Source organism: Xanthomonas sacchari, assembly GCF_040529065.1.
GTDB classification, from domain to species: Bacteria; Pseudomonadota; Gammaproteobacteria; order Xanthomonadales; family Xanthomonadaceae; genus Xanthomonas_A; species Xanthomonas_A sacchari.
Window position 1 is genome coordinate 4,568,835 of the sequence record NZ_CP132343.1, and the last position, 23,847, is coordinate 4,592,681.

The 23,847-nt window shown below is 68.9% G+C and carries 21 protein-coding genes; 7 read left to right on the forward strand and 14 right to left on the reverse strand.

Going from position 1 to position 23,847, the window contains the following annotated elements; translation table 11 throughout:
* Positions 1-38: 38 nt before the first annotated feature.
* Positions 39-1,247 carry a hypothetical protein gene (locus RAB71_RS19340; RefSeq protein ID WP_010341621.1) on the reverse strand — a complete coding sequence of 403 codons (1,209 nt, stop codon included), beginning with the start codon at positions 1,245-1,247 and terminating at the stop codon, positions 39-41.
* 248 nt (positions 1,248-1,495) lie between these two features.
* Between RAB71_RS19340 and RAB71_RS19345 the strand changes: the two genes are divergently transcribed.
* Positions 1,496-2,485 (forward strand): bile acid:sodium symporter family protein, encoded by a 990-nt coding sequence (locus RAB71_RS19345; RefSeq protein WP_010341620.1) that lies wholly within the window; start codon positions 1,496-1,498, stop codon positions 2,483-2,485.
* A 187-nt stretch (positions 2,486-2,672) separates the two neighbouring features.
* Positions 2,673-4,259 (forward strand): thioredoxin family protein, encoded by a 1,587-nt coding sequence (locus tag RAB71_RS19350; protein ID WP_041499904.1) that lies wholly within the window; start codon positions 2,673-2,675, stop codon positions 4,257-4,259.
* A 195-nt stretch (positions 4,260-4,454) separates the two neighbouring features.
* Here the strand turns inward: RAB71_RS19350 and RAB71_RS19355 are convergent, their stop codons facing one another.
* The 5 genes from RAB71_RS19355 to RAB71_RS19375 form a co-directional block, all read right to left on the reverse strand.
* On the reverse strand, positions 4,455-6,191 hold the full coding sequence (locus RAB71_RS19355) for a PAS domain-containing methyl-accepting chemotaxis protein (RefSeq protein WP_010341618.1): 1,737 nt from the start codon (positions 6,189-6,191) through the stop codon (positions 4,455-4,457).
* An 87-nt stretch (positions 6,192-6,278) separates the two neighbouring features.
* Positions 6,279-7,172: a heme o synthase gene (gene cyoE, locus RAB71_RS19360; protein WP_010341616.1), complete on the reverse strand. Its 894-nt coding sequence runs from the start codon at positions 7,170-7,172 to the stop codon at positions 6,279-6,281.
* Positions 7,169-8,332 (reverse strand): heme A synthase, encoded by a 1,164-nt coding sequence (locus RAB71_RS19365; protein WP_010341615.1) that lies wholly within the window; start codon positions 8,330-8,332, stop codon positions 7,169-7,171. The genes cyoE and RAB71_RS19365 overlap by 4 nt, the downstream gene beginning before the upstream one ends.
* A gap of 10 nt (positions 8,333-8,342) precedes the next feature.
* A complete protein-coding gene (locus RAB71_RS19370; RefSeq protein WP_010341614.1) occupies positions 8,343-8,918 on the reverse strand; it encodes a hypothetical protein in 576 nt (191 codons plus the stop codon).
* 27 nt (positions 8,919-8,945) lie between these two features.
* Complete coding sequence (locus RAB71_RS19375; RefSeq protein ID WP_010341613.1) at positions 8,946-9,704, reverse strand: SURF1 family protein; 759 nt, start codon at positions 9,702-9,704, stop codon at positions 8,946-8,948.
* 30 nt (positions 9,705-9,734) lie between these two features.
* On the opposite strand from RAB71_RS19375, the gene RAB71_RS19380 reads away from it, so the two are divergent.
* Positions 9,735-9,953 (forward strand): twin transmembrane helix small protein, encoded by a 219-nt coding sequence (locus RAB71_RS19380; protein ID WP_010341612.1) that lies wholly within the window; start codon positions 9,735-9,737, stop codon positions 9,951-9,953.
* Positions 9,954-10,204: 251 nt separating this feature from the next.
* Here RAB71_RS19380 and RAB71_RS19385 read toward each other — a convergent pair whose 3' ends face one another.
* From RAB71_RS19385 to RAB71_RS19410, 6 genes are read right to left on the reverse strand one after another with little or no spacing between them, the layout of a single operon-like run.
* A complete protein-coding gene (locus tag RAB71_RS19385; protein WP_010341611.1) occupies positions 10,205-11,086 on the reverse strand; it encodes a cytochrome c oxidase subunit 3 in 882 nt (293 codons plus the stop codon).
* A 19-nt stretch (positions 11,087-11,105) separates the two neighbouring features.
* Complete coding sequence (locus tag RAB71_RS19390) at positions 11,106-11,696, reverse strand: cytochrome c oxidase assembly protein (protein WP_010341610.1); 591 nt, start codon at positions 11,694-11,696, stop codon at positions 11,106-11,108.
* A complete protein-coding gene (locus RAB71_RS19395; RefSeq protein WP_010341609.1) occupies positions 11,693-11,824 on the reverse strand; it encodes a hypothetical protein in 132 nt (43 codons plus the stop codon). The genes RAB71_RS19390 and RAB71_RS19395 overlap by 4 nt, the downstream gene beginning before the upstream one ends.
* Complete coding sequence (ctaD, locus tag RAB71_RS19400) at positions 11,824-13,434, reverse strand: cytochrome c oxidase subunit I (protein ID WP_010341608.1); 1,611 nt, start codon at positions 13,432-13,434, stop codon at positions 11,824-11,826. The genes RAB71_RS19395 and ctaD overlap by 1 nt, the downstream gene beginning before the upstream one ends.
* A gap of 31 nt (positions 13,435-13,465) precedes the next feature.
* The gene (gene coxB / locus RAB71_RS19405; protein ID WP_104609576.1) at positions 13,466-14,458 is read right to left on the reverse strand and encodes a cytochrome c oxidase subunit II; all 993 of its coding nucleotides are present in this window, start codon (positions 14,456-14,458) and stop codon (positions 13,466-13,468) included.
* Positions 14,459-14,478: 20 nt separating this feature from the next.
* Positions 14,479-14,955 (reverse strand): DUF2244 domain-containing protein, encoded by a 477-nt coding sequence (locus RAB71_RS19410; RefSeq protein WP_029561818.1) that lies wholly within the window; start codon positions 14,953-14,955, stop codon positions 14,479-14,481.
* Between the two features lie 262 nt (positions 14,956-15,217).
* On the opposite strand from RAB71_RS19410, the gene putA reads away from it, so the two are divergent.
* Positions 15,218-18,409 (forward strand): bifunctional proline dehydrogenase/L-glutamate gamma-semialdehyde dehydrogenase PutA, encoded by a 3,192-nt coding sequence (putA, locus tag RAB71_RS19415; RefSeq protein WP_040900946.1) that lies wholly within the window; start codon positions 15,218-15,220, stop codon positions 18,407-18,409.
* 148 nt (positions 18,410-18,557) lie between these two features.
* Here the strand turns inward: putA and RAB71_RS19420 are convergent, their stop codons facing one another.
* A complete protein-coding gene (locus RAB71_RS19420; protein WP_010340916.1) occupies positions 18,558-19,898 on the reverse strand; it encodes an outer membrane protein transport protein in 1,341 nt (446 codons plus the stop codon).
* A gap of 246 nt (positions 19,899-20,144) precedes the next feature.
* Between RAB71_RS19420 and RAB71_RS19425 the strand changes: the two genes are divergently transcribed.
* Genes RAB71_RS19425 through RAB71_RS19435 form a run of 3 tightly spaced genes read left to right on the forward strand, consistent with a single transcriptional unit; the run spans position 20,145 to position 22,184 of the window.
* Positions 20,145-20,837 carry a rhomboid family intramembrane serine protease gene (locus RAB71_RS19425; RefSeq protein ID WP_010340917.1) on the forward strand — a complete coding sequence of 231 codons (693 nt, stop codon included), beginning with the start codon at positions 20,145-20,147 and terminating at the stop codon, positions 20,835-20,837.
* Between the two features lie 35 nt (positions 20,838-20,872).
* A complete protein-coding gene (locus tag RAB71_RS19430) occupies positions 20,873-21,193 on the forward strand; it encodes a DUF1820 family protein (RefSeq protein WP_010340918.1) in 321 nt (106 codons plus the stop codon).
* A gap of 4 nt (positions 21,194-21,197) precedes the next feature.
* The gene (locus RAB71_RS19435) at positions 21,198-22,184 is read left to right on the forward strand and encodes a D-2-hydroxyacid dehydrogenase family protein (RefSeq protein WP_010340919.1); all 987 of its coding nucleotides are present in this window, start codon (positions 21,198-21,200) and stop codon (positions 22,182-22,184) included.
* Positions 22,185-22,247: 63 nt separating this feature from the next.
* Here RAB71_RS19435 and RAB71_RS19440 read toward each other — a convergent pair whose 3' ends face one another.
* Entirely contained in the window at positions 22,248-23,747 is a 1,500-nt protein-coding gene (locus RAB71_RS19440) for a S41 family peptidase (RefSeq protein WP_010340920.1), read from the reverse strand.
* Between the last annotated feature and the right edge of the window lie 100 nt (positions 23,748-23,847).

Genomic DNA, 23,847 nt, shown 5'->3' on the forward strand with positions numbered 1-23,847 from the left:
CAGACATCGTCCCTGCAGTCAGCCGTCGATCAAGACAATCAGCCGCCCGCAGCAGCGGTGGACGCGGTGAACACCGCACGATCCTTTGCCTGTAGCGCGCGTATGCCCGCAGCAGCCTCGTCCAGACGAGTCGCCTGCACCTGCAACAACGCATCGGTATCGATCTCCGCACTGCGCAGCGCGTAACCCAACGGCACGACCGGCGTCAGCCAATCAGCGATCAGCGTTTGGTATGCGGTTCCGTGCTGGTTTGCCATCTGCTTGAGAAACGCGAATGTATCCGTCGGCGGGGAGCCGCTGCGTGTCCCTTGCAAGGATTGATTCGCGATCTGGCTGTAGGTGATGCCGGACGCCAGCGCGTTGATCCGGGCCAGGAAGACGAACGCCTCCACCCCGGGGATCATTCCGTTGTCGTAGATGTGAGGAATCTCGCTCAGCATCTCCGGGACCCAGGCATGCGGCACCACGTCGAGCGTGTTCCACATGTCGTGATTCCATGCCTGATACGGCTTCTCGCCGATGGCCGGCGGCGGCAGCATCTGTGCGCACACTTCCGCGAACGCCGCATTTCCCGGCGTGGCGCCAGCAGTGGCATAGCAGTACACATCCTTGCAACCAGCGAGCAGGCCTCTGCTCTTGAACCAGGTCGCCATGGTCGGCGACAACGCGCCGCCCAGGCTATGCCCGGTGAAGATCACTGTCGCGCCGCTTTGCTCCACCGTTTTCAGGAACGCGTCGAGCGTGGTGCCGGGGGCCGCTGCCGAGGCGGGACTCACCATATTGAGCAGGTGCCAGACACCCAGGGCGGTCCCCATGGAAATGACCGGTGTCTTCGGCAGAATCAGCTTGCCCGCCGCAACGGGTCGAGACGACGCCAACGGGTCGTACTTCGCGAATTCGACCGTGGAAGCGACGTCGAAGTCCTCCACCAACCAATCGTAGGGCGAAGACGGATTGGTCGCGCAGATCGCCACCACATACACATCGCCGGCAATGCCATTCACGTCGCTCGACTTGGCGACGAACATCGCGTTATCCGAGCGCACCGACTCCTTCGCTTGCCAGATTTGCGGTCCCCATACCACGTCCCAGGTACCGATCGCCGTTTTTGCCGGCTCCGAACCGAGCGTTGCATGCAACACACGTTGATAGTCGGCCTGTATCGCCGAGGCGACGCCATGCCGGCGGCTGACCCAATTGGCCAGGCTCGAAAGCGCAAAAACGGCCTGATACTGGTCGTACGACATGTGCAAGCTCCTAGTCCGTGGCAATGCCTGGAGGAGCGGGAAGCGCAAACGCGTGCACGACGCGCCTGCGTGCCCGGCGCGCTCCCCATCGACCGGGTGGCCGCAATCTAGCAAGCGGCCGGTGCACGCATTTGACCGAAACGGCCGGCAGCGCAAGATGTCTGCGAGTTGTCTACGTCGTGCGTCCGGATTCGCGCGCGGGCGCCATGCTTTCTAGAATGCACGACTCCCCCGCTCGACTTTTCCCCATGCTCAAGTCCTGGCTCGCGCGCCTGCGCATCGAACCGTTCACGCTGGCGCTGCTGTGCACGGTACTGCTGGCCTCGCTGCTGCCGGTGCAGGGTCGCGCGGCGGCGGTGATGGACGTGGTCACCGACTTGGCGATCGCCGCGCTGTTCTTCCTGCATGGCGCGCGGCTGTCGCGTGCGGCCATCGTCGCCGGCGCGTTGCACTGGCGCCTGCACCTGACCATCTTTACCGCCACCTTCATCCTGTTCCCGCTGCTTGGCCTGCTGTTCAAGCCAGTGTCGCACTGGCTGCTCACCCCGGACCTGTACATCGGCGTGCTGTTCCTGTGCACGCTGCCGTCAACGGTGCAGTCGTCGATCGCCTTCACCTCGATGGCCGGCGGCAACGTGCCGGCGGCGGTGTGCAGCGCCTCGCTGTCGAGCCTGCTCGGCGTGTTCCTGACGCCGATGCTGATGGGCCTGCTGGGCGGCGCGCAGAGCGCCATGTCCAATCCGCTGGAGGCGATGGGCAAGATCATGCTGCAACTGCTGGTGCCGTTCGTCGCCGGCCACCTGCTGCAGCGCTGGATCGGCGGCTGGGTCGAGCGCCGCCGCGCGGTGCTGCGCTACACCGACCAGAGCACCATCCTGCTGGTGGTGTACACCGCCTTCAGTGCGGCCGTGGTCGAAGGCCTGTGGCACAAGACGCCGCTGCCGGCGCTGCTCGGCGTCGCCGCGGTCGGCGTGGTGCTGCTGGCGCTGGCGATGACGCTGATCACCTTCGGCGCGCGGCGCCTGGGCTTTTCGCGCGAGGACGAGATCCCGATCGTGTTCTGCGGCTCCAAGAAAAGTCTCGCCACCGGCGTGCCGATGGCCAAGGTGCTGTTCGCCAGCGGCAGCCTCGGTGCGATCGTGCTGCCGGTGATGATCTACCACCAGATCCAGCTGATCGTCTGCGCGGTGATCGCGCAACGCTACGCGCGTGCGGCAAAGGTGGACGCGCAGCAGTAGCGCACACCACGCGGCGGCAGCCGATGCGGCGGCCATGCCCGCGCGATCGCAGGGCGAGCGACGTTCCGCGCGACGCCGCCACGGCATATGCAGATGCGCAGGCAGCATGTGCAAGCGCGGCAGGGGCTGCGTACAGTAGACGGCCGGCACGGCCGGCGCCGTGCCTCCCTCCCCACCCGGTGCCCCCATGAGCCGCATGTTCCGCCGTTCCGCGACGATCTCCGCCAGCCTGGCCGCGCTGCTGGCGCTGGGCGCCTGCCAGAAACCGCCCGCGCCTGCCGCGCCCAAGGCCGCCACGCCGGCGCCCGCCGCCGACAGCGCCGGCATCGCCTGGCGCGAGGGCGACGTCGACGATGCCTTCGCCGAAGCGCGCGAACACGACAAGCCGGTGCTGCTGTACTGGGGCGCCGCGTGGTGCCCGCCGTGCAACCGGCTCAAGGCCACGCTGTTCAAGGACCCGGCCTTCATCGCCCGCACACGCTCTTTCGTCGCGGTGCATCTGGACGGCGATTCGGAAGGCGCGCAGGCCTGGGGCGAACGCTTCGGCATCAAGGGCTATCCGACCATCATCGTGCTGCGCCCGGACCGCACCGAGATCACCCGCCTGGCCGGCGACAGCGACACCGTGCGCCTGGCCGAGGCCCTGCGCGTGGCCGCGACCCGCACCACCACCTCGGCGCAGTTGCTGCAGCAGGCGCTGACGGCGCCAGCCACGCTGAGCGCCGACGACTGGACCCTGCTCGGCGAATACGGCTGGGCCGTGGATGCGGCGCAATTGGTCAAGCCGGGTGAGGCGGCCGACGTGCTCACGCGGCTGGCCGCGGCCGCGCCGCAGCCGGCGTTGCAGCGCCGCTTTGCGCTACAGGCGCTGGCGGCGCAGGACCCGGCCAAGACTGCCGCCGTTGACGCCAGGCGCCGCGCCGCCGATCGCGCCCTGCTGCAGGCGGTGCTGGCCGATCCGGCCGAGGTGCGCGCCAATCGCAGCACGCTGACCTATGCGGCGCGCGAGCTGGTGCAGGCCGCGGCCAGCGACGCCGCCGAGCGCACTGCGCTGTCGAACGCGCTGACCCATGCGCTGGACCAGGTCTACGCCGACAGCAGCCTGCCGATCAGCGATCGCCTGGACACCGCCGCCGCGGACATCGCCTTGGCGCGGTTGGCGCAAGGCCAGCCGGCCGAGGCCGGCGATGGTCCGCATCCGCCGCTGCCGCCCGCGGTGGTCGCCAAAGTTCAGCAGCGCGTGCAATGGGCCGAGCAGGCCGCCAAGACCGACTACGAACGTCAGTCCACCATCAGCAGCGCCGCCGAGCTGCTCGACGCCGCCGGCGACAGCGCCGGCGCCGAACAACTGCTGCTGGCCGAGCTTCAGCGCAGCAAGACCCCGTACTACTACATGCCGGAACTGGCCAGCCTGGCCGAGGCGCGCGGCGACAAGCAGACCGCGCTGTTCTGGCTGAAGAAGGCCTACGAGAGCGCACAAGGCCCCGCCACCCGCGTGCAGTGGGGCGTGCTCTACGTCGACGGCCTGGTCCGGCTGCAGCCGGACAATGCGGCCGCGATCGAGGCGGCCGCCGGACAGGTGATTGGGGAATTGGCCGGCCAGCCGGACGGCTATCACCAGCGTACCCGGCAGCGCTTCGACACCCTGGCCAAGACCCTGCAGGCCTGGAGCAAGGGTCATGACGGCCGCGCGGTGCTGGCGCGGCTGCAGCACAAGATGCAACAAAGCTGCGGCAGCCAGCAGGGCGACGGCTGCCAGCATTGGCTGGGGTGAGGCGAGAGGCGCGTCACGCACGGCGACCGTGCAACGCGCTGGCGGCGGCCTCCGGCGCGTTGCACGGTCGCCATTCTCTGCAGATCCGGTGCGCCGCGTCGCCGCGGCGCGATTGCCACCACGCCGCACGATGAACCGTCGGCAGGCCTCGCGCAGCGGCGCACCATGGCGCGCCGTGCGCTCGACCGTTTCCGATCAGGCCGCCACGCGGACCGGCGTCGCTGCCTGAGCGGCGCCCTGGCTGCCGGGGCGGCGGCCGCTGCCGGTATGCGCGTTCAGGCCCTGCGCCTGCCCTTCCAGCGCGCGCGCGGCCTCGGCCATCTTTTCGACCAGCGACGCGTTCTGCTGCGTGGCGGTGTCCATCTGCACCACGATCTGGTTGACCTGGCCGATACCGGCGCTCTGCTCGCGGCTGGCGCCGGCGATGTCGGTCATGATGCGCTGCACCTCGCGCACCGAGCCGAGCAGTTCTTCCATGGTGGCGCCGGCGCGTGCGACCAGCGCCGAACCGCGATCGACCTGCTCGCTGGAGCTGGCGATCAGGCCGCGCACTTCCTTGGCCGCGTCGGCGCAGCGCTGGGCCAGGCTGCGCACTTCGGTGGCGACCACGGCGAAGCCGCGGCCCTGCTCGCCGGCACGTGCGGCTTCCACCGCCGCGTTCAGGGCGAGGATGTTGGTCTGGAAGGCGATGCCGTCGATCACGCTGATGATGTCGGCGATCTTGCGCGAGGCGCTCTCGATGCCGGCCATGGTCTGCACCACGTCGCGCACCACCTCGCCACCGCGCTGGGCGACGTCGCTGGCGCCGTCCACCAGGCGGTTGGCGTGGCCGACGTGCTCGACGTTGCGCTGCACGGTGCCGGTGATCTCTTCCATCGAGCTGGCCGCCTCTTCCAGCGCCGCCGCCTGCTGCTCGGTGCGCCGGGCCAGATCGCTGTTGTCGTCGACCATTTCCGCGGCGGCGGTCTGCAGGGTGTGCGCGGCCTCGCCAAGCTGGCGCGCGGCATGGATGTCCAGCAGGGCACCGACCGCGCGCAGCGGGGTGCCGTCGGCGGCGCGCTTGGTCAGGCCGCGCGCGCGGAACCAGCGGTACTCGCCGTTCTTCAGCTGCAGGCGGTATTCGATGTCGAAGCCGGTGCGGCCGGTACGGTCGTTGAGGTGCGCGGCGAATGCGTTGAGCGCGAACTGCGCGTCTTCCGGGTGCAGGCGCGAGGACCAGCTGTCGAGCACGTTGGGGAACTCGGCCTCGGAGGCGAAGCCCAGCAGCGCGCGGAACTGCGGCGACCACCAGAACTCGTTGGACGGATTGATCGGGTCGCCGGCGATCACGCTCATGTCCCACAGGCCGTCGTTGAGCATCTGCTGGCCCAGCTCGAAGCGCGTCAGCACGATGTCCAGGAACGCCTCGCGTTCGCGCCGTTCGGTGATGTCGGTGAGCGCGCCGGCCACGCGCAAGGGCGTGCCCTGGGCATCGCGCTGGGTGGTGCCGATCGCGCGGAACCAGCGGTACTGGCCGTTCTTCAGCTGCAGGCGGTAGTCCACGTCGTACGGGGTCTGGCCGCTGCGGTCGCCCAGGTGCGCGGCGAACGCGTCCAGCGTGGCCTGCTTGTCCTCCGGGTGCAGGCGCGAGGCCCAACTGTCGAGCACGTTGGGGAAGTCCAGCTCGGAGGAGAAGCCCAGCATCGCGCGGAACTGCGAGGACCACCAGAATTCGTTGGCGGGGTTGATCGGATCGCCGGCGATCACGCTCATCTCCCACAGGCCGTCGGTGGTTGCCTTGGTGACCAGATCGAAACGGACGCGCATCTCGTCCAGATTGGCGAGGGCGCTGTCGGCCTGCGCACGGGTGCGGTCGCGCTCGGCCTCGGCCTCACGCAGGCGCTCGGTCAGTGCCTGCAGCTTCGCCGCGTCTTGCTTGCTCTTGCCCCACATGAATGTCTCCGCGGCTTTGCCGATTTTGGTCGTTCGTTCGGTAGCGACCGCGGCCGGCAACACTTGAGCGGAAAATGAACGAGCCGTTCAGGCAATCCAGTGGTCGATCAGCAGGAACGCGAACAGCGCCATCAGGTACACGATGGAGTAGCCGAACATGCGCATCGAGAACATCTCGTCGGGCGGGTCGAGCATGCGCCAGGCGTACCAGAGGAACACCGCGTCCAGCACCAGGGTGCCGCCGAGGTAGAACACCCCGCTCATGCCCACCGCCACCGGCAGCAGCGTCACCACCACCAGCAGCACCGTGTACACCAGGATCTGCCGGCGGGTATGCGCCACGCCGTGGGTGACCGGCAGCATCGGGATCGAGGCCTTGGCATAGTCGGCGCGGCGGAAGATCGCCAGCGCCCAGAAATGCGGCGGCGTCCACACGAAGATGATCAGCACCAGCAGCGAGGCATAGGCCCAGTCCCACTGGCCCTGCATGCCGGTGATCGCGGCCCAGCCCAGCAACGGCGGCGCCGCACCAGCCAGGCCGCCGATGACGATGTTCTGCGGGGTGGTGCGCTTGAGGAACACCGTGTAGATCACCGCATAGCCGATCAACGAGGCGAAGGTCAGCACCGCGGTGATCCAGTTGACCCACACCACCAGCACGGTCATCGACATCGCGGTCAGCAGCGCCGCGAACAGCAGCACCTGCCAAGGCAACACCTTGCCCACCACCAGCGGGCGCCAGGAGGTGCGCGCCATCTGCGCGTCGATGCGCGCGTCCAGCAACTGGTTGATCGCCGCCGCCGCCGAGGCCGCCAGCCAGATGCCGAAGAAGCCGAGCAGGCCGGTGCGCACCTGCGCCCAGGTCGGCACGCCCGGGATCGCCAGGCACATGCCGACCAGGGCGGTGAACACGATCAGCGCCACCACCTTGGGCTTGGTCAGGTCCCAGTAGTCGCGCCAGTGGACGCGGTGCGCGCTCATTGCGGCGCCCGCAAGCGCGCCAGCAACGACACCAGCACGAACAGCAGCGCCACCGCGCCGGCGTTGTGCAGCACCGCCACCGGCAAGGGCAGCGCCAGCTTGACGTTGAGAATGCCGAGGCACACCTGCGCGACCAGCAGCAGCGCCAGCGCCGCCGCCCAGCCGCGCATGCCCGGCGTGCGGCTCAGGCGCCAGCTCAGCCACAGCAGGTAGGCCGCCACCACCGTCGCCATCATCCGGTGCGCCATCTGGATGGCGATGCGCGCCGCGCCGTCGAGCACGCCGCCTTCGTAGTCCACGCCGATGCCGCGCCACAGGGTGAAGCCCTCGCGGAAATCGTGCGGCGGCCACCACTGGCTGACGCAGCGCGGGAAGTTGTCGGCCGACCAGCTGCCGCCGCCGCAGGCCAGCGCCGCGTAGTTGGCGCTGACCCAGCCACCCAGTGCGATCTGCAGCACCAGCACCGCCACGCCCAGGCGCAGCAGCCACTTCAGGCGCGGCGCATCGGCGAGGGTGATCGGCAGGTGGGTGGCGCGCCAGGCCATCCACACCAGCAGCGAGAACATCAGCAGGCCGCCCAGCAGGTGCCCCATCACCACGATCGGCTTGAGCAGCAGGGTCACCGTCCACATGCCCAGCAGGGCCTGGAAGATCACCACCGACAGGGTCAGCACCGCCGCGCGGGCTAGGTCGTCGTTGGACCAGCGCAGCGCCGCCAGCAGCAGGATCGCCTCGCCACCGACCGCCAGCAGCATCGCCAGCCCCGGCCAGCCGGACATGTACAGCGGGATCGACAGCGCCACCAGCGCCGCCGCCGTGACGATCTGGGCGATGCCGAGCCGGCGCCGCCGCGCCGCCAGCAGCGACAGCACCAGCACCTCCACGCCCAGCGCACCGGCCAGGAAGCGGTGGATCTGCTCGCGCCAGGCCTTGTGCGTCTCCAGCGGCCGGATCTTGCTGGCGGCGTGGGTATCGGCTTCGGCGCTGGTCTGCGGCCAGGTGATGCGCCCGTAGCAGGTCGGCCAGTCCGGGCAGCTCATGCCGGCATCGGACAGGCGCACGAACGAGCCGAACATGATGGTGCTGGCGGTGAACAGCGCCGCCAGCCAGGCCATGCGGTGGAAATGCCGGAACAGCGCCGGGCGCGCGAACAGGGTCATAGGGAGCGGCTCACAGGAGTTTCAGCAGCTTCGCCAGGTCCGCACGCAGCCCGGCCGGGTCGAACCCGGGGGCATAGCGCAGCACCACGAAACCGTTCGGATCGATGACGTAGACCGGCACGCCGGCCGCATCGCGCACCCGCGGCAGCGCCGCCAGCAGCGCCGGGTCCGGGCGCAGCGCCTGCACCTCCGGCAAGGCCCGAGCGGCGGCCGGCGGCGTGCCGATCCACAGGATCTGCACGTGGTCGGCGTCGTGGCCGAACAGTTGCCAGACCTTGTCCAGGTCGCGCGCCAGCGCCTCGCAGGCACTGCCACAGTCGGCCGGCGGCGCCAACGCGATGCGCCACAGCCGCCGCTGCGGCTCCCAGGCGTAGAGGCGGCCATCGGCCAGCCGCGGCTGCAGCGCACGCAGGTCGGCCGGCGGCTGCAGCAGTTCGCCGTGGTTGCGGCTGGCGGCCGGTTGCCAGCCGGAAAAGCGCAACGCGCCGGCGACCAGCATCGAGCCGAAGAACAGGACGAACAACACGATCAGCGGCCAACGGCCGCGTGCGGCCGCCGGGCGCGGGGCCGGGGTAGGAGCATTCATGCCGGGGATTTTCTCATGCGCGCGCGCTCAGCGCCCGCCCCGCCCCCTGCGCGCGCGCCAGCTGAGCAGCGCCGCGGTGACCAGCACCGCCAGCGCCAGGCCGAACCATTGCACCGCGTAACCCAAGTGGCGCTCGGGCGGCAGCGTGTTCGGCAGCAGGTCCAGGTCGCGCGGATAGCCCAGCGGCAGGGCCGGATCCAGACGCAGGACCTGCGACAAAATGTCGCGGCGGCCGAGTGCCTCGCCGATCGCTCCCGACTCGATGCGCATCGCCAGCCAGCGCTGCGGTGACGGCGCCGCGACCAGCGCCGGGCCCAGGGTCAATCCATGCGACGGTGGCGGCCCGAGCAGGCCGACCAATGTGTAGCGGCCCTGCAACGGTGCCGGCTCCGGCAGCGCGCGGTCGGCCGGCAGCGGCAACCAGCCCAGTTCCACCAGCAGCGGCGCCGCCGCGCCGTCGGCCAGGAACGGCTGGTACACCTTTACCCCGCTGCGGCCCTGCCGCAGCTGGTTGTCGAGCAGGATCTGCCCGGGCAGAAAGCGACCAGCGCCATGCACCCAGCGCAGTTGTCCCGGCGGCGTCGCACGCAGCGCATCGGCCAGCGTCTGCGGACGATCGCGCACATGCGCCGCTTGCGCCAACAGCGCCTGCTTCTCGTGCATGCGTTGCAGTTGCCAGCGGCCGAGCATGCAAAAGCACACCGCCACCGCCAGCGCGACGCTCCAGCCCAGCCACAGCGGCATGCGACGGCGCGCGCCCACGCGCGAGGCAGCGACGAGGGTCATAATGCGGACACACCATGCGCCGAGACGCCCATGAACGACTCGCTGAAGACTTTGCTGATCGTCGCGTTCCTGCTGCTCATCCTGTGGAACCTGGGCGCCGGCCTGTACTACCTGTTGGTGGACCGCGGCCAGAGCAAGCGCACGGTGAACGCGTTGACCTGGCGCATCGGCCTATCGGTGTGCCTGATCCTGCTGGTGATCCTGGGCATCTATACGGGAGTGATCAAGCCTCATGGACTTGGGCGGTAGGCATTGCTGCCGGGATTCGGGATTCGGGATTCGGGATTCGATAGCAGCATGCCGTTCGCACCGGCACTTTGCACGCGGGCGATCCAGTCAAAGCACCTACGACATGGATTCCCCGTAGGAGCGGCTTCAGCCGCGACGCCTTACCGGTAAAGCATCGCGGCTGAAGCCGCTCCTACAACACACCGCCGCCAGGGACGCCGGCACGCGCGGGAACCCACGAATCCCCAATCCCAACTCCCCAATCCCCGCAGTCAAAGCACATAGACGAACAGGAACAGCGCCAGCCACACCACGTCGACGAAATGCCAGTACCACGCCGCCGCTTCGAAGGCGAAGTGGTTGTCGCGGCTGAAGTGGCCGCGGCTGATCCGCAGCAGCATCACCAGCAGCATGATCGTGCCCAGCAGCACGTGCGCGCCGTGGAAGCCGGTGAGCATGAAGAACGTGGAGCCGTAGATGCCCGAGCCCAGGGTCAGGTTGAGCTCCTTGTAGGCGTGCATGTACTCCTCGGCCTGGAAGTACAGGAAGGTGCAGCCCAGCGCCACGGTCAGCGCCTGGAACACCATCAGCCGGGTGCGCTGGCCGGCCTTGAGCGCGTGGTGGGCGATGGTCAGGGTCACGCCGGAGCTGAGCAGGATCAGCGTGTTGATCAGCGGCAGACCCCAGGCCGGGATGGTCTGGAACTGGCCGCCGATGCCGCCCGGGCCGTTGGTCGGCCAGGCGGCGGAGTAGCCGTCCCACAGCAGCGCGTTGGTCATCACCCCGTCGCCCTCGCCGCCCAGCCACGGCAGGATGAAGGTGCGGGTGTAGAACAGCGCGCCGAAGAAGGCGCCGAAGAACATCACCTCGGAGAAGATGAACCACACCATGCCCATGCGGAACGACACGTCGACCTGGCGGTTGTAGTGCCCGGCGATCGATTCGCGGATCACGTCGCCGAACCACATGAACAGCGTCGCCACCAGCATCGCGATGCCGGTGAAGAAGGTCCACTTGCCCCAGGACGCGTCGTTGAGCCAACTGGCCACGCCGATCATGGTCACGAACATCGCGATCGAGCCGATGAACGGCCAGCGGCTCTGGCTGGGCACGTAGTAGGCGTTGGCGGTGGCGTCGGTGCTGGGCTGGGCCATGGCAGGCATTCCGGTCGGGTCAGGGAGCCGCGCGCGCGGAACCGGCCAGTTTCGGCGATCCCAGTTCCGCGCTCAGCGCATCGTTCTTGTAGAAGGTGTAGGACAGGGTGATGGTGCTGATGTCGCTGGGCAGGTTGGGGTCGACGATGAAGCGCACCGGCATGTCGCGTTTCTCGCCGGCCTGCAGGGTCTGCGCGGTGAAGCAGAAGCACTCGGTCTTGGTGAAGTAGCCCGAAGCGCGCGCCGGCGCCACCGAGGGCACCGCACTGCCGACGATGGCATGCGCGCCGTCGTTGTGCGCGTAGTACAGCGCCTCGTTGAGTTCGCCCGGCACCACCTGCATGGTCAGTTGCTCCGGATGGAACGACCACGGCAGCTTGGAATTCACCCCACCATCGAACTGCACCGTGACCGTGCGCTTGCCCGCCAGCGGTTTGCCGGCCTGCGGCCCTTCGCCTGGGCCGCGTTCCAGGCGCACGCCGAACACCTTCTCGCAGGCGATGCGGTACAGCGGCACCAGCGAGAACGTCAGCAGAAACACCGCCAGCGCCACGCCGACCAGCTTGAACAGCCCGGCGCTGCTGTGCACCTGCGGCGCCGGCGCGTTCATCGGCCCAGCACCCCCGACAGGATGAAGCCGACGTAGATCGCCAGCGCCACCGCGCCGACCACCAGCGCGGTGCGCGCCGCACGCTTGCGGCGCAGGACCAGGTCGTCGAGCGGCGGTTGCGCGGTCATCAGTGGCTGATGTCGTCGTGGGCCAGGTCGCCGGGCTTGATCACCGGCGGCAGGGTGAAGGTGTGCGCCGGCGCCGGCGACGGCACCGTCCACTCCAGGCCACGCGCGCCTTCCCACGAGCGCGCATCGGCGCGCGCGCCGCTGCGCAGCGACGCCAGCAGGATGCCGGCCATCAGGAACGGGGTGACGAACATGCCGAACGCACCGATCGAGCTGACCAGGTTCCAGTCGGCAAACACCACGTTGTAGTCGGGGATGCGCCGCGGCATGCCGGCCAGGCCGAGGAAGTGCTGCGGGAAGAACAGCAGGTTGACGAACAGCATCGTCCACCAGAAGTGGAACTTGGCCCAGGTCTCGTTGTACATGCGCCCGGTCCACTTCGGCCACCAGTAGTACACCGCCGCGATCAGCGCGAACACCGCACCGGTGACCAGCACGTAGTGGAAGTGCGCGACCACGAAGTAGGTGTCGTGGTACTGGAAGTCGGCCGGCACGATCGCCAGCATCAGCCCGGAGAACCCGCCGATGGTGAACAGGATGACGAAGGCGATGGACCACAGCATCGGCGACTCGAAGGTCATCGAGCCCTGCCACATGGTGCTGACCCAGTTGAACACCTTCACCCCGGTGGGGATGGAGATCAGCATGGTGGCGAACATGAAGTAGATCTCGCCGCCCAGCGGCATGCCCACAGTGAACATGTGGTGCGCCCAGACGATGAAGCTCAGGAACGCGATCGCCGCGATCGCGTAGACCATCGCCTGGTAGCCGAACAGCGGCTTGCGGCTGAAGGTCGGGATGATTTCGCTGATCACGCCGAACGCCGGCAGGATCATGATGTAGACCTCGGGGTGCCCGAAGAACCAGAAGATGTGCTGGTACATCACCGGGTCGCCGCCGCCGGCGGCGTTGAAGAACGAGGTGCCGAAGAACTTGTCGGTGAGCAGCATGGTCACCGCGCCGGCCAGCACCGGCATCACCGCGATCAGCAGGAACGCGGTGATCAGCCAGGCCCAGCAGAAGATCGGCATCTTCAGCAGGTCGATGCCCGGCGCGCGCATGTTGAGCACGGTGGCGATGATGTTGATCGCGCCCATGATCGAGCTGATGCCGGCGACGTGGATGGCGAACACCGAGAAGGCGACGTTGTAGCCGCCCTGCAGCATCAGCGGCGGATACATGGTCCAGCCGCCGGCAGGCGCGCCGCCGGGCAGGAAAAAGGTCAACAGCAGCAGGGTGAAGGCCACCGGCAGCAGCCAGAACGACCAGTTGTTCATGCGCGGCAGCGCCATGTCCGGCGCGCCGATCTGCAGCGGGATCATCCAGTTGGCCAGGCCGACGAAGGCCGGCATCACCCCGCCGAAGATCATCACCAGCGCGTGCACGGTGGTCATCTGGTTGAACTGCTCGGGCTTGATGTATTGCAGGCCCGGCTGCGCGAGCTCGAGGCGGATCATCACGCTCATCGCCGCACCGACGATGAACATGGTGAAGCTGAAAAGCAGGTACAGCGTGCCGATGTCCTTGTGGTTGGTCGAGAAGAACCAACGCTCGACGAAGCTCTGCTGATGCCCGTGCTCGTCGTGGTGATCGACTGCCGAATGGGCCATGGCGGCTACCTCAGAAAAGGAATGCTGGAGATCAGGCGGCTTGCACGATCAGGTGCGAGTCGGAACGAGGACGCGACAGCCGCGCCTGCGGCGGCGGCGCCGGCGCCTGGGCGTCGGCGGGCGCGGCAGCGGGTTCGGCGGTGGCCGGCGCAGCAGCCGGGGCCGCTGCCGGCGTGGCCGGCGCAGGCGCGGCGGCGGGCGCCGGCTTGCGCGATGCCAGCCACTTCTGGAAGTCCTGCTTGCTCACCGCCTCGACCACGATCGGCATGAAGCCGTGGTCCTTGCCGCACAGTTCGGCGCACTGGCCGCGGTACACCCCGGGGGTGTCGATGCTGGTCCAGGCCTCGTTGATGATCCCGGGGATGGCATCCTGCTTCCAGCCCAGCGCCGGCACCCACCAGGCGTGGATGACGTCGTCGGCGGTGATGACGAAGCGCACCTTGGTGTTCACCGGCAGCACCAACCGGTTGTCCACGTCCAGCAGGTAGTGTGGGTCGTGCTCGAGCGTGGGCACCGCATGGCTCTGCCGCAGGCGATCGGAACTGCGCGCCAGGCGGCTGGTGAACGACACGTTCTCGCCCAGGTATTCGTAGCGCCACATCCACTGGTAACCGGTGACCTTCACCGTCATCTCGGCATCGCGGGTGTCGTACATCGCGATCAGCTTGGCGGTGGCCGGCCAGGCCATCACGATCAGGATCAGCACCGGGATCACCGTCCACACGATCTCAGCCTTGGTGTTGTGGCTGAACTGCGCCGGCACCGCGCCCTTGGACTTGCGGAACTTGAAGATCGCATAGGCCATCGCGCCGAACACCAGCACGCCGATGACCACGCAGACCCACAACGCGACCATGTGCGCGTCGTACGCGTTGCGCGCGCTCTGGGTGACGCCCCTGCCCATGTTGAGCTGCCACGGCTTGGGATCGGCCGACTGCGCCCACGCCAGCGGTGCGGCCATCGCCGCCGCCAACGCCATCCCGCCCCTGACCGCCTGTTGCACCCACCCGCCGCGTTGCTTCATTGCCTAGACCCCTTGGAGCGTCATCGGTTGCGGCCGGTCACGGCCGCGAGCAAGCCTTCCAGGGTCTGCGCCAGTTGCCGGCGTTCGTCGGGGCCGAGGAATTCGCCGACCCGGACCTGCTTGCCGCTGGATGCCAGCACCACCCTGTCGTCGCCTTCGATCCGCAACCGCACCCAATGCGGATGGGCGCGGAACGCCGGCGTTCCTGCATTCGGACGGGTCACTTCCACGCAGGCCGGACCCACCCGGATATCCTCTTCGCGCTCGCCGCCGCGCCACGACCAATGCAGCGCGAGCGCCACCACGATGCTGTGCAACAGGGCGAACGCAGGCGCGAACACATTGCCGGCGAGCCACCCCAGCCCAGCCACGGCCCACATCGCCCCGGCCAGTGCGAGGAACAACAGAACGAATTGCCGGGCATTCAACGCCCGCGGCGGTCGCAGCCGCAGCTGCGTACCCGACCCCTCCGGAGAAAACGGAAACATTTCGATCATGTCGAACCGCGCTTCCGAACCGCTCGCGCCCGAGCCGCGAGCACGCCTGGATGGTAGCCCCCGGCCTGCGCGGCGGCAAGCGCACGTTCACCATAAAAAATGCTGCAGCGCAACCAGATTCGCGTTCAGCCACAGCGCTGCCGCCGTCGCCTTGCAGAGACCGGCAACCCCCTGCGCGTGCAGGCGCTGACATAAAATGGTGGGCTCTGTCCCTGGCCTTTCCCGCATGAACGCTCTGCCTGGCGCCGGCTCTGTTCCGGCGATGCCGTCCGCGTCTCCTTCGCCCTTGCTGTCCCCCGAACTCCCGCCCGCACCGCAGGCTCTGCGCGCGGCGATCACCGCCGCCTGGCTCAAGGACGAAGCCGAACACGTGCGCGAACTGCTCGAGCAGGCGCGCTTGCCCGCGGCCGACCAGGCCAAGGTGCAGGCGCTGGCCGCCGACCTGGTCACCCGGGTGCGCGCCCGCGCCCAGGACCAGGGCGCGATCGAAGCCTTCATGCGCCAGTACGACCTCGGCAGCGAGGAAGGCGTGCTGCTGATGTGCGTGGCCGAAGCGCTGCTGCGCATCCCCGACCAGGACACCGCCGACAAGCTGATCCGCGACAAGCTCGGCGATGCGGACTGGAAGAAGCACATGGGCGAGAGCGACTCGATCCTCGTCAATGCCTCGACCTGGGGCCTGATGCTCACCGGCAAGCTGGTGCAGATCAACGACCTGACCCGCGCCGACGTGTCCGGCGCGTTCAAGCGCCTGATCGGCCGCGTCGGCGAGCCGGTGATTCGTTTGGCCGTGCGCCAGGCGATGAAGATCATGGGCCACCAGTTCGTGATGGGCCGGACCATCGGCGAGGCGCTGACCCGCTCGAAGAAGGGCGACAACGCCCACTACCGCTACTCGTTCGACATGCTCGGCGAAGGCGCGCTGACCATGAAGGACGCGCAGCGCTATCTCGACGCCTATCGCCAGGCGATCCACGCCATCGGCAAGCATTTCGCCGCGCAGCGCCCGCAAGGCGGCAAGGACGCGGTGTTCGCTGCGCCCAGCATCTCGATCAAGCTCTCCGCGCTGTACCCGCGCTACGAGCACGCCAAGCGCGCGCGGGTGATGGCCGAGCTGGTGCCGGGCGTGCTGGAGCTGGCGCAACTGGCCAAGTCCTACGGCATCGGCTACACGGTCGACGCCGAAGAGGCCGACCGCCTGGAACTGTCGCTGGACATCATCGAGGCCACCTTCTCCGATCCCTCGCTGGACGGCTGGGAGGGCTACGGCCTGGCGGTGCAGGCGTACCAGAAGCGCACCCCGTACACGATCGATTTCCTCGCCGACCTGGCCCGCCGCGTCGGCCGCCGCATCCCGGTGCGCCTGGTCAAGGGCGCCTACTGGGACGCGGAGATCAAGCGCGCGCAGGTCGAGGGCCACCCGGGCTACCCGGTGTTCACCCGCAAGCAGAACACCGACGTGTCCTACCTGGCCTGCGCCAAGCGCCTGTTCGCACACAGCGACGCGCTGTATCCGATGTTCGCCACCCACAACGCGCAGACCATCGCCGCGGTGCGCGCCATCGCCGGCGGCCGCGACTACGAACACCAGAAGCTGCACGGCATGGGCGACGACCTCTACGCCGAGGTGATCCCCGCCGACCGCCTCGGCGTGCCCTGCCGCGTGTACGCGCCGGTGGGCTCGCACGAGGACCTGCTGCCGTACCTGGTGCGGCGCCTGCTGGAGAACGGCGCCAACTCCAGCTTCGTCAACCGCATCACCGACGAAGACGTGGCCATCGAAGACCTGATCCGCGACCCGGTCGAAGCCGTGTCCGCGTTCGCCTCCATCCCGCATCCGAAGATTCCGCTGCCGGTCGATCTGCTGCGCAGCCAGAACCACAACAGGAAGAACTCCATGGGCGCCAACCTCGCCAACGACAACGATCTGCGCGCGCTGGCCGACCAGCTCAACACCGCGCTCAAGCCCTGGCAGGCCGCGCCGCTGGTACCCGGCGCGGTGATCGCCGGCGACGCGCTGCCGGTCGCCAATCCGGCCGACCGCCGCCAGATCGTCGGCCACTGGAAGCCGGCCGATACCGCCACCGTGGAGAAGGCGCTGAGCAACGCCGCAGCCGCCTACCCGGCCTGGAACCGCACCCCGGCCGCCAGCCGCGCCACCATCCTCGAACACGCCGCCGACCTGCTGGAAGCGCGCATGCCCGAGTTCATGGCGCTGTGCGTCAAGGAAGCCGGCAAGACCCTGCCCGACGGCGTCGCCGAAGTGCGCGAAGCGGTGGACTTCCTGCGCTACTACGCCGGCCAGGCGCGGGCGCAGTTCGGCGCCCCCGAGCGCCTGCCCGGGCCGACCGGCGAATCCAACGAATTGCAGCTGCACGGCCGTGGCGTGTTCGTCTGCATCAGCCCGTGGAATTTCCCGCTGGCCATCTTCCTCGGCCAGGTCGCCGCGGCGCTGGCCGCCGGCAACAGCGTCATCGCCAAACCGGCCGAGCAGACCAACCTGGTCGGCCATGCCGCGGTGAAGCTGCTGCACGAAGCCGGCGTGCCGGAGGCGGTGGTGCAGTTCCTGCCCGGCGACGGCGCCACCGTCGGCGCCGCGCTGACCCGCGATCCGCGCGTGGCCGGCGTCGCCTTCACCGGTTCCACCGAGACCGCGCGTGCGATCAACCGCGCGCTGGCCGCGCGCGATGCCGCCATCGGCGTGCTGATCGCCGAGACCGGCGGCCAGAACGCCTTCATCGCCGATTCCTCGTCGCTGCCGGAAGCGGTGGTCAAGGACGCGATCTCCAGCGCCTTCATCTCCGCCGGCCAGCGCTGCTCGGCCGCGCGCGTGCTGTTCGTGCAGGACGACATCGCCGACAAGGTGATGACCATGCTCGCTGGCGCCATGGCCGAACTGAAGGTCGGCGACCCCGGCTTGCTGTCCACCGACGTCGGCCCGGTGATCGATGCCGACGCGCTGCAGATCCTCACCGACCACGCCGCACGCATGGACCGCGAAGCGCGCGCGATCGCCGTGGCCGCCACCGACGCCGCCACCGCGCACGGCAGCTTCTTCGCCCCGCGCGCCTACGAGCTGCAGTCGCTGGCGCAGCTGCAGCGCGAGATCTTCGGCCCGGTGCTGCACGTGATCCGCTGGAAGGCCGACCAGCTCGATGCGGTGATCGATCAGATCAACGCCACCGGCTACGGCCTGACCCTGGGCGTGCATTCGCGCATCGACGAGACCATCGAGCGCATCGCCTCGCGCGTGGCGGTGGGCAACGTCTACGTCAACCGCAACCAGATCGGCGCGGTGGTCGGCGTGCAGCCGTTCGGCGGCCAGGGCCTGTCCGGCACCGGCCCCAAGGCCGGCGGCCCGCACTACCTGCTGCGTTTCGCCACCGAGAAGGTGGTGACGGTCAACACCACCGCCGCCGGCGGCAACGCCTCGCTGCTGACCCTGGGCGACTGACCGCCCCGCTCGGCGCAGCGTTCCGCCCGGAACCTGCGCCGGCCGCCGCCTGCCGCCGCCTGCCGCAGCGCGCAGCGCACGCTGCGGACAGCCACAAAAAAAGCCCCGCCGAAGCGGGGCTTTTTCGTGAAACGCGAAGCGCCTGCGATCAGAACTTGTAGTTGACCGAAGCCGCCAGCACGTTGCCGCTCACGTCGTAGTCGCCGACCAGGGTGTTGCCGGTGGCGCTGGTGGTGGCGATGCTCGGATCGTTGGTGAACAGGTGGGTGTAGCCGAAGCTGTACTCGGCCTGCTCGGACGGCTTCCAGGTCAGACCCAGCGAGACCCACTTGCGGCTCGCGTCCGGCACGCGCACGTCGCGGTGCTGGTCGGTGGTCGGGGTCTGGTCGTAGGCCACACCGCCACGCAGGGTCAGCGTATCGCTCATGCGGTAGTCGGCGCCCAGCGACACGAAGGTGGTGTCGCGGTACGAGAAGTCCAGCACGCTGTCGGGCTGATTGGAGGCGAAGTCGACGGTGACCTTGTCGAACTTGCTCCAGGCGGTGCGGGTGACGTCGGCCATCACCGTCCACTGCTCGTTGATGTTGTGGGTGAAGCTGGCGGTGGCGCTGGCCGGCAGCTTGACCGTGGCGCGGCCCTTGGTGTCGACGAAGGTACCGGGCGCGGCGACGGCCAGCACGGTGGCGGCATTGCCCGGCACGGTGAAGTCGGCATCGCCGTCGGTGATCTTGTGCTCGACCTGCGACCGGTAGCTGAAGCCGATGTGGGTGTTCTCGTCGATGCTGAACAGGCCGCCGAGGGTGAAGCCGACCTCGGTGTTGTCGCCCTTGATGCGCGAGAAACCATCGGCGCTGCCCGGCGCGAAGCCCGGCACGCGGCGCGAAGCCAGGATGGTGCCGAAGTCGATGGCGTTGGTCAGGTCGATGTCCAGGCGCTCGGCGAACACCGACGCGCCGAACGACACGTACGGATTGACGTCGTAGGAGAAGGCGAAGTTCAGGTCGATCGCCTGCAGCTCGGTCTTGACGCCGTTGTAGCGGCCCACCCAGTCGCGGTCGTATTCGGTCTTGAAGCCGAACGGCACGGTCAGCGAGGTGCCGAAGTGCATGTTGTTGTTTTCGCCGAACGGCATGTGGAAGTACACCGCCGGAACCGGCGCGATCATGCCGGCGTCGCCACCGCGGCCACCGGAGATCGCCTGGCCGTTGGCGTAGGTGCCGCCGTTACCCTGGTACTTGGCCGAGAACTGGATGGCGCTGACGTCGGCCTGGAATACCTTGCCGTCGAGCTGGCGCATGCCGGCCGGGTTCACGGCGATGATCGAGGCATCGCCCGGGGCGCTACCGGAGCCGGCGAACGCGCGGCCCAGGCCCTTGGCGCTGTTCTCCTTGAGCTGGAACGCGGCGCCGTGCGCCTGGCCCATGGCCAGCGCGCCGACGATGCCGACGGCCAGAGCGGTGAAACGGACGAACTGGGTTGCGTTTTGCATGGCTAGTTTTTCTCCGGAAGACGAAGTGTCTGTGTTCGCGCCTGCGCCTCCCCGAACCGCAACGGCCCGGGAATGCGCGCCGGAGTCCCCTCCCGACATACGACGCCGTATGCGAGTATACCCCGCACCGTTAACTAAACAATAACGACATGATGCGTTCAGGTTCGTGTGGAGTCGGCGTGCGTTCAGCCGAATGAAGCCCTTATCTTGGCGTCCCTGGCGGTCTCCGGTTCCCCCTTCCCTCGCATGTTCGTTTCCATCCCTTCCCGCGAACGCACCACGCTGCGCTGGGCCACCCCGCTGCTGTTCGCGGCGATGTGGCTGGCCTTCCTGTGGTCGATCAGCCGTCCCGACGAGGCGCGCGCGACCCTGTGGCTGGACTGGGGCGCGCTGTCGGCCGGGGTCGGCAGCCCGCGCGACTGGCTGGCGACGGTGCAGGACGGCAGCGTGCTGCGCCTGTTCACCGCGCTGTTCCTGCACGCCGACTGGTCGCACCTGCTCGGCAACCTGGTGTTCCTGCTGATCTTCGGCCTGCCCGCCGAGCGCGTGCTGGGACCGTGGCGGTTCCTGCTGCTGTTCCTGGGCGGCGGGGCGATTTCCAATCTGGCCGCGGTGTTCGCGATCGGCACCCCGGACCGGGTCATCATCGGCGCCAGCGGCGCGGTGTCGGCGCTGATCGGCACCTACCTGGCGCTGTTCCCGCGGGCCAAGCTCGGCGTGGTGCTGCCGCTGGGGCTGTTCCTGGAATTCGTGCGCGCCCCGGCCTCGCTGCTGATCGGCACCTGGGCGGCGCTGCAGGTGGTGTTCGCCTACATCGGCCCGGCGTTCGGCATGGTGGCGTGGTCGGCGCACCTGGCCGGCTTCGCCTTCGGCATGGTCTACGGGCTGTACGTGCGCGCGGCGATCGCGCGGCGGCTGCGCAAGCGCAAGGGTTTCTGAGCCGCCTGCGGCAACGGCGCCCGTATACTGCGCGCATGTTCAAGCACCTGTACAAAGTGACCTTCCTCAACCACGGCAAGGTCTACGAGCTGTACTGCCAGCACGTGGGCAGCAGCCATCTGTGGGGCTTCACCGAGATCGGCACGCTGGTGTTCGACGTGCACGATGGGCTGGTGATCGATCCCACCGAGGAACGCCTGCGCGAGGAGTTCGGCGCCACCAAGACGCTGCACCTGCCGATGCAGAGCATCGTGCGCATCGAAGAGGTGGAGAAGAAGGGGCCGTCGGCGATCCGCGACGCGGCCACCGGCGAGAAGGTGGTCACGCTGTTCCCGATGGCCGGCAAGCCGCGCTGAGCCGATGCGCATCCTGATCGCCGACGACTATCAGGATGCGGTACGCCACCTGCCCTGCTTCGCGCGGCTGCAGGCGCACAGCGTGCAGGTGCTGACCGCGCTCGCGCCCGACCGCGACACCCTGGTCCGGCATGCCGCCGAGGCCGAGGCGCTGGTGCTGATCCGCGAGCGCACCCGCATCGACGCCGCCCTGCTGGCGCGACTGCCCAAGCTGCGCCTGATCAGCCAGACCGGGCGGATCGGCGAACACATCGACCTGGCCGCCTGCACCGCGCGCGGCGTGGCCGTGGCCGAAGGCGTCGGTTCGCCGGTGGCGCCGGCGGAACTGACCTGGGCGCTGCTGATGGCCGCCAGCCGGCGCGTGCCCGCCTACCGCGATGCGCTGCTGGGCGGGCACTGGCAGGCCACCGGCGATGCACAGCTGGGCCGCAGCCTGGAGGGCCTGACCCTCGGCATCTGGAGCTACGGCAAGATCGGCCGCCGCGTCGCCGGCTACGGCCGCGCCTTCGGCATGCACGTGCAGGTGTGGGGCAGCGCGGACAGCTGCGCGCAGGCGCGCGCCGACGGCTTCGCGGTCGCCACCAGCCGCGAGGCGCTGTTCGCCGAGAGCGATGTGCTCAGCCTGCATCGCCGCCTGGTCGCGGCCACCCGTCACCAGATCGGATTGGACGATCTGCTGCGGATGAAACCGGATGCGCTGTTGGTCAATACCAGCCGTGCCGAACTCATCGCGCCCGGCGCACTGCTTGCCGCGCTGGATGCCGGCCGCCCGGGACAGGCGGCGCTGGACGTGTTCGAACAGGAGCCGATCCTGGACCCGCAGCATCCGCTGCTGCGGCATCCACGGGTGCTGGCGACGCCGCACCTGGGCTACGTCGAACAAAGCAGCTACGCGCTGTATTTCGGCGCCGCCTTCGACAACGTGCTGGCCTTCGCCGCTGGCACGCCGCAGCGGCTGGCCAATCCCGAGGTGCTAAGCGTCGCCGACTGAGCCGCTGGCCGCCGCCGCGCAGCGGCCACGCCGCGCGCAGCGACGACGGTGGCGCCCGCCGGCTCAGGAGCCGGAGGCCGGCGCCGGTTCGGTCTTGTCCGATTCGGTTTTTGCAGGTTCCGACTTGGCAGGCTCGGGCTTTGCCGGCTCCGCCGTCGGCTGCTTCGCCGGGGCCGCCTTCGGCGCGACGCCCGCCGGCTTGTGTGCCGGCTTGGCCTTGCCCTTGCCGGCCGGTGCCGCCGCAGCCGCCCGCGCCACGGCGCCAGGCTGCTTCAGTTCGGCCAGCGCCTGCGCGATCGGGCCATCGCCCGGCAGCACGTCGCCGGCGGTGTAGCCCTCGGCGCCCTCGTCGTCGCCATGCAGGTGGCCCGGCAGGGTCGCTTCGCTGTAGTCGGCGATCGCGGCCGGCTTGTCGGCATCGTCCGCGCTGGCCTCCGGGTGCAGCACCACGTCGGGCACGATGCCGCTGGCCTGGATCGACTTGCCGCTCGGCGTGTAGTAGCGCGCCGTGGTCAGCTTGACCGAGTCGCCGTTGTCCAGCGGCAGCACGGTCTGCACCGAGCCCTTGCCGAAGGTGCGGCTGCCGACGATGCGCGCGCGCTTGTTGTCGCGCAGCGCGCCGGCCAGCACTTCCGAGGCGCTGGCCGAACCGGCATCCACCAGCACCACCATTGGCGCGCCGTTGAGCAGGTCGCCGGGGGTGGCGTCGAACTTGGAATCGCTGACCGAGATGCGCCCGCGGGTGCTGACGATGGTGCCCTTGTCCAACACGTCGTCGGCCACCTGCACCGCCGCGGTCAGCAGGCCGCCCGGATTGCTGCGCAGGTCCAGCACCAGCCCGCGCAGCTTGCCGCCAGCCTGCGCCTGCAACTGCTGCAGCTGCTTGTGGAAATCGGCGCCGGTATCGGCCTGGAAGGTGCTGATGCGGATGTAGCCGTAGCCCGGCTCGAGCATGCGGCTGCGCACGCTGGCCACGCGGATGGTCTGCCGGGTCAGGGTCACGTCGAACGGCTTGGCCACCTTGTCGCGGGCGATGGTCAGCACCACCTTGCTGCCCGGCTCGCCGCGCAGCGGCTCCATCGCCTTGACCGCACTGATCGGCTTGCCGTCGATGGCGATGATGATGTCGCCTGAGCGCAGGCCGGCGCGCGCGGCGGGTGTGTCGTCGATCGGCGACACCACCTTGAGCGTGTTGTCCGGCAACTGCAGCAGCTCCACGCCGATGCCGTCGTAGGCGCCGCTGGTCTGCTCGTCGAAGGCCTCGGCGTCTTCCTTGCTGAAATAGGTGCTGTGCGGATCCAGGTCCAGCAGCAGGCCGCGGATCGCGGACTGCATCAGCTTCTTGTCGTCGACCGGATCGACGTAGGCTTCCTTCACCGCGTTGTAGACCGCGACGTAGCGACGGATCTCGTCCAGCGGCACCTTGGCGCTGGCCGATTCGGTGGCGTCGGGATCGTCGGCGCTGGCCGCCGGGGCCGTGGGCGTCTGCGCCTCGGCGCGTTGCGCCATCGACGGCAGCGGCGCCAGAGCGAGCAACAGGGCTGCGGACAGGACTACGCGCATGAAGCACTCCGATTGGGGAAGACCCGCACCGTGCACGGCGCGGTTGTCCGGATTATGCGCGAAGCCGAGCTAAATTCGCGTTGAACGCGCGCAGCCGGCG